Annotated in this window: 14 protein-coding genes and 2 tRNA genes; 6 read left to right on the top strand and 10 right to left on the bottom strand. The window is 37.6% G+C overall.

The genetic code is table 11. The features are described 5' to 3' along the window. Nucleotides 1-11 precede the first annotated feature (11 nt). On the bottom strand, nt 12-1,793 hold the full coding sequence (locus tag EHR01_RS17890; protein ID WP_208721806.1) for a chloride channel protein: 1,782 nt from the start codon (nt 1,791-1,793) through the stop codon (nt 12-14). Between the two features lie 115 nt (nt 1,794-1,908). Between EHR01_RS17890 and EHR01_RS17885 the strand changes: the two genes are divergently transcribed. Together EHR01_RS17885 and EHR01_RS17880 are read left to right on the top strand one after the other, a co-directional pair. Then, nucleotides 1,909-2,613, top strand: a complete 705-nt coding sequence (locus tag EHR01_RS17885; RefSeq protein WP_135696880.1) for an LIC10920 family plasminogen-binding lipoprotein — start codon at nt 1,909-1,911, stop codon at nt 2,611-2,613. Nucleotides 2,614-2,637: 24 nt separating this feature from the next. Further along, nucleotides 2,638-4,842: an ATP-binding protein gene (locus tag EHR01_RS17880; protein ID WP_135696879.1), complete on the top strand. Its 2,205-nt coding sequence runs from the start codon at nt 2,638-2,640 to the stop codon at nt 4,840-4,842. Here the strand turns inward: EHR01_RS17880 and EHR01_RS17875 are convergent. The 4 genes from EHR01_RS17875 to EHR01_RS17860 are packed head-to-tail and all read right to left on the bottom strand — an operon-like array spanning nt 4,839 to nt 7,949. Beyond that, nucleotides 4,839-5,792 carry a polyprenyl synthetase family protein gene (locus EHR01_RS17875; RefSeq protein ID WP_135696877.1) on the bottom strand — a complete coding sequence of 318 codons (954 nt, stop codon included), beginning with the start codon at nt 5,790-5,792 and terminating at the stop codon, nt 4,839-4,841. The two genes, EHR01_RS17880 and EHR01_RS17875, sit on opposite strands and share 4 nt — an antisense overlap. A gap of 3 nt (nt 5,793-5,795) precedes the next feature. Further along, nucleotides 5,796-6,689, bottom strand: coding sequence for a transglutaminase-like domain-containing protein (locus tag EHR01_RS17870; RefSeq protein WP_135696875.1), 894 nt, complete (start codon nt 6,687-6,689; stop codon nt 5,796-5,798). A gap of 48 nt (nt 6,690-6,737) precedes the next feature. Continuing rightward, a complete protein-coding gene (locus EHR01_RS17865; protein ID WP_100718239.1) occupies nt 6,738-7,550 on the bottom strand; it encodes a transketolase in 813 nt (270 codons plus the stop codon). Between the two features lie 9 nt (nt 7,551-7,559). Beyond that, on the bottom strand, nt 7,560-7,949 hold the full coding sequence (locus EHR01_RS17860; protein ID WP_135696873.1) for a hypothetical protein: 390 nt from the start codon (nt 7,947-7,949) through the stop codon (nt 7,560-7,562). A gap of 84 nt (nt 7,950-8,033) precedes the next feature. Here EHR01_RS17860 and EHR01_RS17855 point away from each other — a divergent pair. Continuing rightward, nucleotides 8,034-8,108 (top strand) — tRNA-Thr (locus EHR01_RS17855). Nucleotides 8,109-8,120: 12 nt separating this feature from the next. Beyond that, nucleotides 8,121-8,202 (top strand) — tRNA-Tyr (locus tag EHR01_RS17850). 37 nt (nt 8,203-8,239) lie between these two features. On the opposite strand, the gene EHR01_RS17845 is transcribed toward EHR01_RS17850, so the two are convergent. The 5 genes from EHR01_RS17845 to EHR01_RS17825 are packed head-to-tail and all read right to left on the bottom strand — an operon-like array spanning nt 8,240 to nt 13,672. Next, the gene (locus EHR01_RS17845) at nt 8,240-8,680 is read right to left on the bottom strand and encodes a hypothetical protein (RefSeq protein ID WP_244310204.1); all 441 of its coding nucleotides are present in this window, start codon (nt 8,678-8,680) and stop codon (nt 8,240-8,242) included. A 17-nt stretch (nt 8,681-8,697) separates the two neighbouring features. Next, nucleotides 8,698-9,669, bottom strand: coding sequence for a hypothetical protein (locus EHR01_RS17840; RefSeq protein WP_135696869.1), 972 nt, complete (start codon nt 9,667-9,669; stop codon nt 8,698-8,700). Continuing rightward, the gene (locus EHR01_RS17835) at nt 9,670-12,258 is read right to left on the bottom strand and encodes a transglycosylase domain-containing protein (RefSeq protein WP_135696867.1); all 2,589 of its coding nucleotides are present in this window, start codon (nt 12,256-12,258) and stop codon (nt 9,670-9,672) included. 15 nt (nt 12,259-12,273) lie between these two features. Beyond that, nucleotides 12,274-13,146, bottom strand: coding sequence for a ChaN family lipoprotein (locus tag EHR01_RS17830; RefSeq protein WP_135696865.1), 873 nt, complete (start codon nt 13,144-13,146; stop codon nt 12,274-12,276). Continuing rightward, a complete protein-coding gene (locus tag EHR01_RS17825; protein ID WP_269155337.1) occupies nt 13,130-13,672 on the bottom strand; it encodes a glutathione peroxidase in 543 nt (180 codons plus the stop codon). The genes EHR01_RS17830 and EHR01_RS17825 overlap by 17 nt, the downstream gene beginning before the upstream one ends. Nucleotides 13,673-13,699: 27 nt before the next feature. Here EHR01_RS17825 and EHR01_RS17820 point away from each other — a divergent pair, with 27 nt between their 5' ends. After that, the gene (locus EHR01_RS17820; protein WP_135696862.1) at nt 13,700-14,566 is read left to right on the top strand and encodes a nucleoside phosphorylase-I family protein; all 867 of its coding nucleotides are present in this window, start codon (nt 13,700-13,702) and stop codon (nt 14,564-14,566) included. Beyond that, complete coding sequence (locus EHR01_RS17815; protein WP_135696860.1) at nt 14,559-15,557, top strand: SPL family radical SAM protein; 999 nt, start codon at nt 14,559-14,561, stop codon at nt 15,555-15,557. Before EHR01_RS17820 ends, EHR01_RS17815 begins: the two co-directional genes overlap by 8 nt. Nucleotides 15,558-15,585: the final 28 nt, after the last annotated feature.

Below are 15,585 nucleotides of genomic sequence, written 5' to 3'. Positions count from 1 at the left end.
ACTGGAAAAACTCATACTGACTTACGCTGCTTATTTTTCACTTCATTTTGGTATGCATTGAATAAATCAATATAACGCAAATAACCCAAACATTTACCATCTTCAACAATTGCAAGTTTGTCGACATCATATTCTAAGAGAATGCGTAACGCTTTTCCTAAAGTATCTTTCGTGCAAACAGAAGGAACATCTTGCACAATTTCTCCGCAAGTAATCAAGTTTTTTAAATCAGCTTCAAATTCTGGAAGGATTCTATTTTTCCGAAGGGAGACAATCCCTTTGTATTCTTCCCCGGCACCGACCAAAATGAAATCACTCGCTTGGATACCCGGCGCATTGGATTGTAATTCAGTCAAAGAAAGATGTTCTGAAACAATTGCATACTTTCTAAATTCAGAAAAATGATCAGTGATACGAATCCGATCCATAATGTCCTGATTCATATCCCAATGATGCGAAGGAGACAAAAATCTATTTTTAATTTGGTTTCTGTAAATAGAAAATTTATGAGACAAAACAACAGCAACAACAGATACAATCATAAGTGGCGGTAGGAGTTCATAACTTCCAATCATATCGCAAACCATAACCATTCCGGCAATGGGAGCTCTTGCCACTCCAGCAAAAAAAGATCCCATCCCCACCAAAAGAAAAGGAAAAATAACAATACCTAATTCAGGAAATACAACTTGTGCCATCGAGCCAACAAAGGCACCTAACATACCACCGATGGCAAAAGAAGGACCAAGTAACCCGCCTGAACTTCCAGATCCAACAGTCAGTGATGTAGAAAAAACTTTAAACAAAGCAACGGCCAAAAGGAAAAAAGGACCTGAAAAAGCAAAACTTGTCGACTCTAACACTTCACCATTGATCATTCTTTGGATGAGCCCAAACCCAGAACCCAAAACTTCAGGAAACAATAAAGCAATACAACCAACAATCAGACCACCAAACGCTGGTTTTAAGAAATTGGGTAAAGGAAGTTTTGAAAAAATATCCTGCACAAAATGGTATACTTTTACAAAAAAATATCCAACCACATAACAAAGAAGCCCAAGTAAAATATATAAAGGAATGTGCCTGTAATCGTTAAGACTATACTCTTGTACAGAAAATATAGAACCACTCCCTGCGATGCTAGTATATGTCAAATAGGCAGTAACAGATGATAAAATACAAGGAACAAGAGAATCACTTTCGATATCTTCTTGGTAAACCATCTCCACGGCAGTGATCGCTCCACCAAGTGGTGCACGAAAAATGGCTCCAAGTCCACCTGCAGTACCTGCTAACATCAAAGTCCTTCGGGCTCTGGCTCCGGCACCTAAGAACCCAGCCAAACTAGAACCAAACCCTGCACCAATTTGTGCTGTTGGTCCTTCCTTTCCTCCAGACCCACCGGAACCTAACGTGAGTATGGTGGCAATTGCTTTATAAAATGGAACCTTGGTTTGGATTTTTCCTTCATTAAAATGAAATGCATAAATGAGAGAATCAGTTCCTCCACCTTGGGCTTCGGAGCAAAAAAAACTTGTGATGATCCCAACAAGAAGACCACCGATGGCTGGTAAAAAAACAACCCAAAGAGGAGAAAGAGGACCCACGTCTCCTATGGAATGGAAATGCAAATCACCAGCTGGGATCCCTGGATCATAACCCATCAAACTTCCGAAGGTAAACGATTCCGTCCAAGTTAAGGCCCAGTTGAATCCATAGGCACCAAATCCAGAAAGGAGTCCGATGAGAAGCGAATAGACATAAATCGATCTCGGTCCCTGGATAGAAAACACGCCCTTTAGACCGAAATTTGACCCCATAGGGCAAGATTGCAAATTCGTCTAAATTTCCCAAGGAAATTCTGAATCCTCTTGACCAGGGAATGAATTCCTGTGACGATTGGATGGTATGTTTCGATCGACTGTTATCCTTTTGGTTCTTTCCTCCGTTTTTGCGGCTTGTGGTCTTAAAAACGAAAACAAAGCGGAATTGTCTATGCTCGCCGACGGAGAACCCGGCCTCTACTTTTTAGGGGAAGTGGATAGCGATATCACCACTAGTTGTGGCCAAGCCACTCCAGCAACGACCACAACGACAGGAACCGGAACTACAACAGGAACCACCGGGTCTACTTCAACTACAAATAACACCCGCTTTACGGTAATTTCCCAGTTGATTTTCAAAACAAAAGAAACACTTAACTTACGTTTTACTTATGATAGCACACAGATCCAAGGAAAGATCGATCCACAACAAGGTTTTGTTCTTGCAGGTGGTGCATTTGGAAAAACAGTCCAAGGAACACAAGGGACAGTGGAATGGTTTAACCAAGGGATCAATATTGACACTGCTTTACAAAGTGCCCAACAGATTTCTTTCTTCAACTTAGAACTCACACTCAATGGAACTTATAGTACCACAGCTACAACTACAAATGTCCTTCTTTCTTGTAATACATTGGATAGTGTAAATTGTACTTCAGGAACATCCACAACACAATGTTTTACTTCAGATAACAAAACTTGTTTAGTGCAAAACACAAGCACAGATTCAAAAGCCGTAATCATTCGCGGAACCATCAAATGTAATGCGCCAAATATTGTTCCGCAATAAGATAAAACTAACAGACCTTAACGATTGTATCGATTTCTTTTTTGCCTTTGTTTCCTTCCTCTCTCGCTTTGGGCGGAAGGGAATCCGGGACTCTGGCATTTAGGAACCAACCCACAAACAAAACAATCGGAACTTTCTCCCAAAGATTACCACCATCACTTTTATTTCGGTTTTACCAAAGAAGATCACTACTACCAAATCCAAATTGAGGAAAATGCATCACAGTATTTTCATTTTGAAAATGGAATGATCTCAGAACTGGATGTATGGTTCTTCCAAAATGATCGATTGATTTCAGAATTACAAACGGGATTACTACGAAAAAAAAATCCAGATGTTTTGTTTACTGGCGGATTTGTTTTACCCGCAAAGGAAAAGGGAACTTATCTATTCCGAGTCCATTCAGACGATCCGCACCGAATCAATTTTCGAATCCGAAGTGATTCCAACTTATTACAATATACTAAATCCATTTCTTTATGGCAGGGTTTTCATTTAGGACTTTGTATTTTAGTTTGTCTTTTGTCTGCGACACAGTTTGTGTTATTAAGAGAAAAAGTATATTTATTACTTACATTTGCGACTCTTTCTATCCTTTTTACCAATACATTAAGATCTGGACTTTTATATGAATATGGTGCCAGCAACTATGAATGGTTTTATCGTTACATACCAGGCCTCATTTCGCTTACTCCATTTGGGCTCGTCATCTTTTTGAGAGAGTTTTTACATACGAAAGAAAAATACCCGAATGCAGATAAATATTTTGTATCCTATGCCATCTTTATGTTGGCTTCAATATTAATTGTTTTTATAGACTTACAATATTATTTTCGGTTCATTTACTCAAATAGCCTGATGTTAACATCACTAACTTTTGGTTATGCAATCTATAGTTTAATCAAAAAGAAAGAAAATGCAAACGTATTGTTTTACGCATTTTTTGTTAGGCAACTAAGCACAAGTCTCCTTATTTTTACAAATTTTGGTCTTCTCCCCTCTTATCCCTTCTTAAGTTCTGCCAATGAAATTGGAGCAGCACTTCAAATGACGATCTTTACCATTGCTATTTCAAAGTTCCAAATTCAAACTCGTATCAAAAAAGAAGAAACAGTAACCAAAGAAAATGCGGAACTAGAAACAATCGTATGGGAACGTACCAAAGAAATTCAAAAACAAAAAGAAGAATTGGAGAAGGCCTTACTCCAAATCAGCCATACCGAAAGTAAACTTGTCTTTTCAGAAAAAATGTCTGAATTGGGGAAACTTGTCGCAGGGGTTGCCCATGAAATCAACAACCCTTTGAGTGCCATCAAAGCATCCATTGAAACTTTGATAGAATCCAAAAACAACGAAATTAAAAATTTAGGATCAAAAGAAAACATCTATTCTTCACTCACACCGCAAGAAATCAAAACAATGAAACAATTGTTAAGTTTTCAATCTGATTTTGGACTCGTTGCAAGTTACACAGAGAGGAAAGACAAAAAAGCAAACCTAAAACAAACATTCAAAGACAATGGATTAGAATTTGAAGATTCCATATTAGAAAGATTTTTAGATGTAGGAATTACAAAGTTATACGATGAAGAAATAACATTATTAAAATCGGGAGAAGATAAACTCACTAACCTTCTTTTGGAAGAAAAAAATTTCAAACTTCATTTATCAATCATTCAGATTGCAGTTGATCGATCTTCCAAAATCATTTTAGCACTCAAAAACTTTTCTCGAGTCACAAAGGTCGAAGAAAGAAGGATCTTTACCTTATTAGATAATATAGAAACAGTCATTACAATTTATCAATACAGAATGCGCGGGAAGGTATCTCTGAAAAAAACTTTCATAACAGATGCGACCATTCTTGGTTGGCCAGAAGATTTAATTCGTGTATGGACAAACTTAATTCTAAATGGTTTAGAAGCTATGGATCAAAAAGGAAACCTAATGATCACTACTGAACAGAAGGGAAACAGAGTGGAAGTAAAGGTAATTGACAATGGCCCGGGGATTCCATTAGAGATTCAGAACAAAATTTTTGATCCATTCTTTACCACCAAGAACCATGGAGAAGGAACGGGGATGGGACTTGGAATTACAAAGTCAATCGTTGAAAAACATAAAGGGAACATTTATATAGAATCTGAACCGGGAAGAACATGTTTTTCTGTTTTATTGCCGGTCATTGAATTCATTGACCCCAACGAACCTTTTGTGGAAGAAACCTAAGTAAGTCGTTCTAATTGTTCTACAAATAACTTACGTTCGGCGCTTGTAGGAAATTGATTTAAAAAACCAAGTAGGTATTTTTTTTCTGCATCCAACTCTTTCTGAAGTTTTTCAGAAATCTTTTTTGATTCCATCAGACCAAGAATGTAGGCTTCATCGGCCGCAGTCCTTTCTTCTTTTTTGAACACAGATTCCAGTTTTCTTTTTTCTAAAAGATTCAAACTTTCTCTCAGAACAAGAACCGGATATGTATAGAGTCCATTTTTAAAATCTTTTAAAAATTCTTTACCACTAGCACTTGAATCCGTAAAATAATCCAAACAATCATCTTTCTTTTGGAAAAGTTTTCCTAACCTAACACCGAAATCACGGATCACTGCCCTTTCTTTTTTTGACTTACCTGCAAGGATGGCTGCCGATTCTGTACAAACACCGAAAAGCGAAGCTGTTTTTCCATAAATAATTGAATCATAAACTTTTAAGGAAATTTTAGGATTTTTTTCCCATTCCATTTGCAAAAGTTCACTCACTGAAAGATCCTTCAAGACTTGGGAAAAAATTTCCATTAGTTCCGGATTTCCAAGTGAGTTGAGTCGACTGATTCCGCAAGCTAACAGATAGTCGCCGGCAAGAATGGCTGTTTTATTTCCAAACAAAGATCCAATGGTTGGTTTGCCTCGGCGGATAGGGGCATTGTCCACCACATCATCATGAAGTAAACTTGCTGCATGAATGAGTTCAGCAACACTACCTAGATCAAGCCAACTTGTATCTTTTACATTTAGAAATTGGCAAAAAAGATAATGCGAGAATGGACGGATCCTTTTCCCACCAGAAGTGATGACATGTTTTTTGATTTTTTTGAGAACGGGAATGTCTTCTTTGATAATCCCATCTAAATTTTTATCAAACTTAGCTAAAACAGATTGGATACTAAGATTTGATTTCATTCATTATTCCACATGAGTGGATCGACTTTCTAAAATCTGCAAATGGTCTTTAATGATATTTTCCATTTCTTTGGTTTGGTTGTCCCGATAGATATGGATTAAATTTCTGCACATACGTTTGATCATGGAAAGTGTGGATGCTTTTGTGAAATACTTAGGCGAATTGGAATATCCATTTGCCTCTAAAAACTTCTCACATGTGAATTTATCTAATAAAACACCGCCATGAAATGGATCGATATACGTAAAATACCCTTCCGATTCATATTGCAAAAGAAAATGAAGTGGCAAATTGGTTCCATAAAGAGGAAGTCCCAATCTTTGGCCAACTAACAAATATACTACGGAAAGTGAAATTGGGATGCCCAACCTACTTTTGATTACTTGATATAAATAAGAATTTCCTGGGTCATTGTAATTTTGAATATTCCCAACAAATCCTTCTTCTTGGAATAAAACTTGGCAAAGGATTTGAACTTTTAATTCATCTGTCAAATATCCAGAATGATCATCATACAACTCAGAAACTCGAAGGGCAATACGATCTAATTCGTGTTTGATCTCTGCATAGTTTTGGTCAGGAAAACCAATACTAGAAAGTTGAACACACATCTCTTCTAAATCTTTATAATGATTTGTATTCCCACGTAACGTGAGTTTGAAGAAGGAATGACGAAGTCTGTGACGAGTGATTTCAGATTTTAAACTACGAGCTTGTACTCGAAGGTAAGGATCTTTTACTTCTTCTAAGGCAGACTCTACTTGAATCTGCCATGGGACACGAGATGCGATGAGTTTTAATAAAAAACGTTTTTTTTCAGGAGGAGCAATTTCCCAATCATATAATAAACGAGTGATATCGTCTGGATAAAAATCAGGAAAAGAAGTTTGTCCCATAGAAAAACTATCTATATAAAAACAGAAATGTCAATCGAATCTAAAAGATTATACTAATTCTGCGAGTGCTTGCGCTTCTTGTTCTTTGTTCGGAGGTGTTCCATGCCATTTAGGATTGTTTTCCATATAAGAAACACCTTTTCCTAAAATAGTTCTAAAGACGATGAGAGTTGGTCCACCTGTATGTTGTTTTGCTTTTGCAAATGCAGCAAAGATTTCTTCCATATTATGTCCGTCTGCATTGATTACATTCCAACCGAACATCTCAAACTTCTTATCTAATGGTTCTAACTTCATTACTTCTTCAGTATTACCATCAATTTGGATGTAGTTACGATCCATAAAAGCAATGAGGTTGTCTGTTTTGAAGTGAACAGCAGATTGTGCTGCTTCCCAAGTCATTCCTTCACCACATTCACCATCAGAGATGCATGTATAAATTTTATATGTCTCTTTTTTTAATTTTGCTCCAAGTGCAAGTCCCACTGATACAGATAGACCTTGTCCAAGAGAACCAGAACTAGACTCGATTCCCTTCATATAACGAGTGGAAGGGTGTCCTTGGAGATAAGAATTGATATTACGAAATGTCAAAAGATCTTCTACAGGGAAATATCCAGAAAGTCCCATAGATGCATAACGTACGGCACAAACGTGGCCGTTAGAAAGAATGAGGCGATCTCTTTCTGCCCATTCAGGATTTTTGGGATCATGATTTAAAATAGAAGTATAGAGTGCTGCATAGATATCAGCAAGACCAAGGGGACCACCTGGGTGACCAGAGTTGGCAGCCGTAACCATTTTGATGACTTGGATTCGGATATCTTTTGCAAATTTCTTAGCGACTTCAATTTTTTCCATGAACATTCCTTAAAGCGGTTTTGATTGAAATAAAAACAGACCGGAGATATAAACAATCGTGTACAATGGCAAAAAGATGTAATGCAATTTTACGTGTAAGTTACGTTTTCTTTTCCACCCCAAATATCCCATACACAACATTAGGACAAGGGCAATGGCTGCAAAAAACCTGTGGATATGGATGATGGTTTCCGGTGCTGTTGGATAAATTTGGTGTAAAGTAACGCCACCTAACAAATATTTCATGCTCAAGAGATAAACAGCAGCGGTGAGATTTGCCAAAATCCCAAGTGAATTGAAGAACCTATGGAGTTTTTGGTCTCTCTTTCGAAAAAAATACCCTAAATAAAATCCAATTAGGGAGATCGTCATCAGAGAATTGACCCAAAATAGTGCCATCTCCTGTCATTCTGAAAGAAACCATCTCCACTCAAAGAATTTTTATTTGACCTTAACAGCTTTTCCCAAAAATTGGATATGCATGCCGCCTTAGCTCAGTGGTAGAGCAGCTGTTTTGTAAACAGCCGGTCGGAGGTTCAAATCCCTCAGGCGGCTCCATGCAACTTCTTCGGGTAGGTACTCAAGTGGCCAACGAGGGCAGACTGTAAATCTGCTGGTTTTACCTTCGAAGGTTCGAATCCTTCCCTGCCCAAACTAAGAAGTCTTTATCACCACAAACCAATCCCCAGCTAAATCACCCAGTTCTGAATCTTAGTTCTATAGAAAAAGTAAGCCCCGTCTTTTTTCCTTTGCAACTGCACTCCAAATTGTCCGCGTTTCGATCGCACAACTGAAATGAAATGCATAGGTTCTTGCCCTTCCCAAGAGACAGTTGGAAACAATTGTTTGCCAGATCCATCATAGAAAGCCCATTGTGTTTCTTCAGTTTCAGTGAGTTCTTCGGTAAAAAATTGGTCCAAACCCACTTCTGTTTCTGGTAAAAATTGGCAAGTCGTGGAAGGAGATATCGGATTTCGACCAAACACTAACAACGGTTTCTGTTTGCAAAATCGAATTTGGTCTCGTGATGACCCGACAAGTTCCAATCGCAAAGTTTGTTCTGGTGTGACTAAAAAATTAGCGAATAAAGAAGAAGCTAAGAGAAAAACAAAACCGAAAACAAAGCCCATGGTATTAGATTTTTTTTTCATTGGTTTGTCCCCGGAAAGAGTAATGTTAAAAATTCATTCCCTTCTCTTTCGGCTAAAATCCGAATGCTTGGTTCATATGGTTTCCAAGAATTGTTTGGATTGGGAGAACAATAAAAATGCAAAAGAGTTTCGATTTCATCTGTGGAGGACGGTGAAAATTTAAATGTCGAACACATCTCTTTCGCATTTCCTTTTAAAACCAGAGACTTGGTGGTTTCTAAATCCGCTCTTGGTTTGGATCCAAAACTTCCACTCATCCGAAAGTATCTTGCGGACAAATCGTATTCTGTTGTTTGGCGGTAGTACACTCCCATCAAATACAGAACATCCGATTTTTCTTGGTCTGATCTTTCTGATTCAGATTCACCCAAAATGGTTTTCAAAAATTCCTTACCGGAATCGGCTCCAATTTTAAATTCAGAAATCCCAATAAATAATGGAGTTTTTGCCATTGCCTGGTTTTCCGCATAAATCGATAAAATCACTTTGTATTGTTTGCGTTTCAAAAGAATGATGGAAGCAAATTCATATAACTTTTGTGAGTTGGCAAGTTTTAGGTGTTCTGATAATTCCGTAAATTTATCCGCAGAGGCTTTGGCTGCGTGTACGTAGGTTACAGAGAGTTCGGCAACCCCGATCGGTTTGTAGATTTCTGCCAAATGAGTCCAAATCCAACCTCTTTCTTTCGAAGGGATGAGAGAGGGAAATTTACTTCCTAAAAACAATGCATCCAGTAACTTTCCATGTTTTTTATACAAAAAGAAAAGTCTGGATACCACTGCCTTTTGTAATTTTCCAGATGGTTTTTGTGTTAATGCTTTTTCATACAGAGGAATGGCAAATAGAGTATTCAATTGTTCCATCTCATACCCTGCTTCATAATAAGAATCTGCAAATATCGATGAAGAAAATCCAAACAAAGAAAAAAGCAAAACGAAACGAATCAAACTAATCTGAATCTTTTTCATCTAATACAACCCTTTCATCAAATCTTTATTTTCTGAATGTGTTGCTTTATGGTCTTCTGTACAAATTCCCTCGGGGGGATAATCAGAAAGATACAACTCATTTGCCACTGGACAATTGGCACCTGCTTGTTTTCCTGTCAACGAACAGATCTTATATGGTTTTGCATAAACTGGTTGGCTGAATTGGATTTTGGGAATTATATTTTTTTTATCAATAGAAGATACAATTTCTCCCCAAAGTGGAGCGGCCACTGCTCCACCAAGTCCGCTCGGACCCATTCCAAATTTTGGATTGTCATAACCAACCCAAACGGCCAATGCTAAATCGGGCCTTGCTCCCACAAACCAAGCATCTTTGTAATCATTCGTAGTTCCCGTTTTGCCGATTAAATCTCCCACATAACCACCGTTTCTGACTCCACTGGCACGACCACTGTCACGTAATAAAGATACCATCACTTCTGCAGTATCAGGACGAATCACTTGGCGCTCTGGTGGGAGTTTTAATTTAAACTCATCAGTTCCACCCACTTCATACAGAACCACACCTTTTGCATTTTTAATTCTTTGGATGAGATAAGGACGTTTGACTGTGCCTTGGTTGACAAAACCTGTAAAGGCGGATGCCATCTCCAAAGGAGAAATCTCTAAAGTTCCCAGAGCCAAAGACAAATCACCTCTGTATCGATTTTTCTTTTCTGAATCATTTGGAAAAAAGTATTTTGTAAAATAACGTTCAATGCCTGCACTACCCAATCGTTCTGCAACTTGAACTGCTGCGGTGTTTTTGGATTTTACAAGTGCTGTGCGAAGAGAAATCTCGCCATCAAAACTTCCTCCTAAATTTTCAGGAGCCCATTCTTTTCCACCACCGCCACGATAATACAAAGGAGCATCCAAAATTCTTGTACCAGATTGGATCACACCGGCATCAATCGCAGAGGCATATAACACGGCCTTGATGGAACTTCCAGTTTGTCTCCGCATTTGGGTGGCGCGATTGAATTGGTTCTGCGAATTAAACTCTTCACCACCATGCAAAAATAACACCTGACCGGTATTTGGTTGTATTCCAACAATTGCAGCCTGGACGGCACTAGTGTCTTTTTCAGATTCCAAACTATCCGTATTCCATACTAGTTCGTTTAAAATAGATACTTCTTCCATCCTTTGTCGAAATGCTAAATCTAAAGATGATTCCGGCTTTACTCGAATCCGTTTTTTTTGAATTTTCCCTGACTTCCGGGATTTTGTTAAATATTCACGAACAATTGGACCAATAAGTTCTTGGGCACCTCGGTCCAAAGTTGTTTCTACCGTATACCCACCACTTTCATAAATATTCTTATCCCCTTCTAAAGAAGAAAGAATTCCACGCACATGTTCAGTCACATAAGGAGCAATGTCTTGCCTCGAACCAAAAACCGTTTCATTCGGAGAACGAGTGGATAGATTATGATAAAAACTAACAAACTTTTCACGATCTAAATTAGGATAAATGCCTCGATTCCGAAACATCTGTAAAATGGCACGAACACGTGTGTATGAATCTTCTGGATTTTTTAATGGAGAATATTTGTTAGGTGCGGAAGGAAGTGATGCGAGTAACACCATTTCTTCTTTGCTCAACTCCATTGGATTTTTTTGAAAATAGAATTTAATTCCCTCACCAAATCCAAAGGCACCATGACCTAAATAAACATGGTTCATATACATTTCTAAAATTTGTTCTTTGGTTAACACTGACTCCAAAGCAAAAGCCAGTTGGGCTTCTCGCCACTTTCGATTCAAACTTTTACGACGATCATCAAGGATAATCCTTGCTAACTGTTGTGTAATGGTGGAGGCACCTTGTTTATAACTTAAATTTACAATATTTTTAAAAAATGCTCTAAGAATTGCAGAATAATCAATTCCACCATGAAAGAAAAACTTTTGATCTTCAATATTCAAAAGTATGGAAATCATATCCTCTGGATAGTCTTGCAAACGTAAGGTGGAAGTTCTTTTTTGGAAAATTTCACTCACCATCTGCCCATTACGATCTAAAATTTTTGTAGGAATGTTTTTAGATAATGATTCCAAATACAAAGGAACTTCTTTTTTAGTGGAAAGAACTCCCGCAACAAAGTACGAAAAACCAAGGATCATTAAAAAAAGACAAATCGAGGTGAAAGCAAAAGTGATTTTCCAAAAAGAAGGAGTTGATTGTTTCGCTTTTCCCGAGGTGATCCTTTGTTTCAAAGGTTTTGGTTTGAACTTACGTTCTTCCGGTTCTCTTTCAAAAACCACCTTTCGTTCCCAAAAAGGTTTTGATTTTGGTTCTAATTTTTCTTTTAAAGAATTTGATTTGGAAATGGATGGAGTTGGAATTTTAAACGGTTGGAAAGATTGGGCCGCATCAGAAACCGAAGGTTCCCTCGAAACCACTTGCAAAATTTCGAAACGATAATCCGTAAAATTGAGAATTACTTTTTCGCTACAATGAGCACATGTTAGCTGGAACTTCCCTTCTCTTGGAATTGGTTCTGGCAACCGAGATGCCTTTTGGCAATGTGGACAAAGGTATTTGGGAGAAGGTGCCGACATAGGATCTCCCTATTCTTATCGGACGTTTGTTAAAATTACAAAATCAGCGATTTTCACAAAATCCTGGCTTTCTTCTCGATCTTTGGCAAACCCGGAGATCACAAGAACAGAAAGTCCCATTTCTCGTAGTCTGTGGACGACACCACCCTTACGATCGGAATGAAATCGACCATTCAAATGGACCACCTTCTTTCCAGATTTGTAGAATTCCCGAGAAATCGATTCGGCCATCCCTTGGTCCCAAGTTGCCTGGCCAAGAACCAAGTATTGATTTGTAGGTCCGTGACTCACTCCGTGTCCACTGGCAAACAAAGCAGTTAACCGTTGTTTGTAATCTTCCGTTAGATATTTTTCTAAACTATAAGCAGGAGGTATATAGGCAATAGCTAAATCAGAAAACTCACGGTAAGCAGCCAAACCTTTTCTTGAAATTAGATTTACATAACGACGAGGAGGATTTGCAGCAACAACATTGTATTTTTTTTCTTTTGCGATAGAAACTAACGGTAAGTAGTCGGTTTTAAACGATTTCCAATGAGAGGTTGAAGATAAAAAATGTGACTCGGTAATGGTTCCTCTTAGAAACTCGTTTACAATATTTTGCCCGTCTTGTTCTAACATTTCCAAAGACAAAGAAGTTGGCTCTTGGTCAGAGATTTCTTTAAACAAAGATTCATAAAAACGATGGAGATCTTGGTTGTCATGTTCCTCCCCCAAAACAATGACATTGTATTTAGAAGTTTCTTTCAGAATATCGGAAATGGTTACGGTCTCTGCCGTGGATGTCCGAACAATTTGTACGGTTGAATTTACTTCCTCAGCAGAAATCCCAAAACCAAAAGAAACACAACAAAACGAAAAAAGAAATCGATTAAAGAAGGTTTTCAATGGCTTGTTTTAACTCCGCAGATTCCGGTTTGGTTCCCGAAGGAAATCTCCCCACAACATTTCCATTTTTATCGATGAGGAATTTTTCGAAGTTCCATTTCACATCCCCTTTTTCTTTTGCATTCTCTGTTAAAAATTGATATATTGGATCTTTATCATTTCCCAAAACTTTTGTTTTTTTCATCAGATCAAAACTAACCCCAAAGTTTAGTTTGCAAAACTCGGCAATTTGGGTTTCGGTTCCTGGTTCTTGGCCACCAAAATCATTCGAAGGAAACCCTATGACTTTTAATCCTTTGTCTTTGTAAGACTGGTGAATTTTTTCAAGTCCATCATATTGTGGCGTATAACCACATTTAGACGCAACGTTTACGACTAGGACGGGATGTCCTTTATATTCAGAAAGGGAAACGTCTTTTCCTTGGATGGATACAGATTTGAAATCGTGGAATGACATCTTTTTTCCTCCAGCATAGATATGGAAACCGATTAAGAGAAAAATGGCAAACAAAACTTTTCTTTGCATGGAACCCCCCTGTTTCATGTTTAGACTATGTCTGCATTGTTTTTCGCTGTTCTTTCCGAGGCCAAACCTTGGATCACAAAACTACAGGCGAAACCCATTTCCCATTTGGGGAAATTTCGAATTTTCCAAAAAGAAGATCATTATATCATTATTTCTGGAACAGGCAAACTTTCTGCTGCATTGGCTGTTTCCGAATTTGCCCACATTCTTCCGAAACCAGATCGAAACCAAATGAAAATTTGGAATTTAGGAATTGCAGGTTCAAATAATAACGAACTTTCGTTAGGTGATTTTTTCTGGATTCATAAAATTACCGATGCAGCAACAAAAAGAGATTTTTATCCAGATCGAATTGAAAAATCAAAATTCACAAAAGAAACAACTTTAACCACATTTGACAGACCCATTACCAAAAATGAAAATTCTGACCGATTTTTATTTCTCCCACAAGAGGAGTTAAAAGGAATCCAATTGATTGATATGGAAGGGTCCGGTTTTTTTGAGGCTGCCTCTTTATACTTTCCATTAGAAAATATTTCTCTTGGAAAATTAGTTTCAGATCATCTGGAAGGAACCTTTTGTAAGGCAGAAACTGTAGAATCCATGATGGCAGAAAAGATGGAAGGACTATTTGATGAATGGACTTCCCCCCTCCCTTGGACAGGAATTGATTCAATTGAAACTTTTGATTGGCCATTGGTTGAAGCATTCATCCAAAACCTTCGCCTAACAGAAACAATGAAACATGATTTAAAAAAATCGATTCGGTTTTTTCGATTACGAAATCCAAATACAATTCTTCCTTTTCCAGAGGAATCTCTTAAAATCCATTTAAAATCAAAATCTGATCTCAAAGAATTCTTTGAACAGTGGAGAGAGTCTCTACATGTTTAAGTCATTCTCTCATATTTATATTGAAGATGGGATTCGTGATCATTGGAGGACCAAAGAAATATTAAAACGTTTTCCCAATGCCATTCCTATTCCCATCAGACATTACAAAGATAGTTTTAATCGAAATTCCCAAAACTTTCGGGTCCAAAAAGAAACTCCTAAGTTGATTTTGGCAGAAAAAAAAGAACATTTTCTTTATCCTGGAAGTGATTTTTCACCTAACTTCTCTCATCCACATTTTTATTATAATACAATCGCTCTCAATTGTATTTATGACTGCGAATATTGTTACCTACAAGGAATGTTTCCTTCCGCCAATCTTGTGTTATTTGTCAATTGGGAAGATTTTTTTGATGCTACAAAAGAATTTATAGAAAAAAATCAATCTCTGTATTTGGCTTTGTCATACGATACCGACCTTTTGGCTTTGGAGTCATTTTTCCCTGCAACCAAAGCCTGGTTAGAATTTGCCGCAACCGAACCAAGATTAAGTTTAGAAATTCGCACAAAGTCGACTAACTACAGTCAAATTGCAAAATTCTCACCAAATCCGAATGTTATTTTGGCTTGGACCATCAGTCCACAAGCCATCATTGAAACCATAGAACATGGGACTCCACCACTCCACACAAGAATCAAGGTTATCAACCAAGCAATCCAAGACGGATGGAAGGTCCGAATTTGTATTGATCCAATCTTAAGAGTTCCGAATTGGAAAACCCATTACCAATCGTTAGCTGATACATTAGGGAAAGAACTAAAAATAGATGGCCTGGTTGACATCAGTATTGGTGGATTTAGAATGAATATTGATTTTTTAAAGAGAATGATGGATGTAAGAAAGGACTCTTCCATTTTATTTCATGCTTTTGAAAAAAAAGATAAAATTGTTTCCTATTCAAATTTAGAAACGGAAGAAATTTTAGAACTTATGTCATCGGCACTTCACCAATACGTTTCTCCTTCAGAAATAAAAGTAAGTTATACTTGAATTTTTCCTTTTCTTTTCTGTCACTAGT

Source organism: Leptospira mtsangambouensis, assembly GCF_004770475.1.
Lineage (GTDB): Bacteria > Spirochaetota > Leptospiria > Leptospirales > Leptospiraceae > Leptospira_A > Leptospira_A mtsangambouensis.
This window is presented reverse-complemented; position numbering and strand designations above follow the sequence as displayed.

What these genes read in the sequence shown, in the direction of transcription:
- EHR01_RS17885 (WP_135696880.1), top strand. Translation starts at nt 1,909, where the DNA reads ATGTTTCGATCGACTGTTATCCTTTTGGTTCTTTCCTCCGTTTTTGCG.
- EHR01_RS17875 (WP_135696877.1), bottom strand. Translation starts at nt 5,792, where the DNA reads ATGAAATCAAATCTTAGTATCCAATCTGTTTTAGCTAAGTTTGATAAA.
- EHR01_RS17870 (WP_135696875.1), bottom strand. Translation starts at nt 6,689, where the DNA reads ATGGGACAAACTTCTTTTCCTGATTTTTATCCAGACGATATCACTCGT.
- EHR01_RS17865 (WP_100718239.1), bottom strand. Translation starts at nt 7,550, where the DNA reads ATGGAAAAAATTGAAGTCGCTAAGAAATTTGCAAAAGATATCCGAATC.
- EHR01_RS17860 (WP_135696873.1), bottom strand. Translation starts at nt 7,949, where the DNA reads ATGGCACTATTTTGGGTCAATTCTCTGATGACGATCTCCCTAATTGGA.
- EHR01_RS17845 (WP_244310204.1), bottom strand. Translation starts at nt 8,680, where the DNA reads ATGGGCTTTGTTTTCGGTTTTGTTTTTCTCTTAGCTTCTTCTTTATTC.
- EHR01_RS17840 (WP_135696869.1), bottom strand. Translation starts at nt 9,669, where the DNA reads ATGAAAAAGATTCAGATTAGTTTGATTCGTTTCGTTTTGCTTTTTTCT.
- EHR01_RS17835 (WP_135696867.1), bottom strand. Translation starts at nt 12,258, where the DNA reads ATGTCGGCACCTTCTCCCAAATACCTTTGTCCACATTGCCAAAAGGCA.
- EHR01_RS17825 (WP_269155337.1), bottom strand. Translation starts at nt 13,672, where the DNA reads ATGCAAAGAAAAGTTTTGTTTGCCATTTTTCTCTTAATCGGTTTCCAT.
- EHR01_RS17820 (WP_135696862.1), top strand. Translation starts at nt 13,700, where the DNA reads ATGTCTGCATTGTTTTTCGCTGTTCTTTCCGAGGCCAAACCTTGGATC.
- EHR01_RS17815 (WP_135696860.1), top strand. Translation starts at nt 14,559, where the DNA reads ATGTTTAAGTCATTCTCTCATATTTATATTGAAGATGGGATTCGTGAT.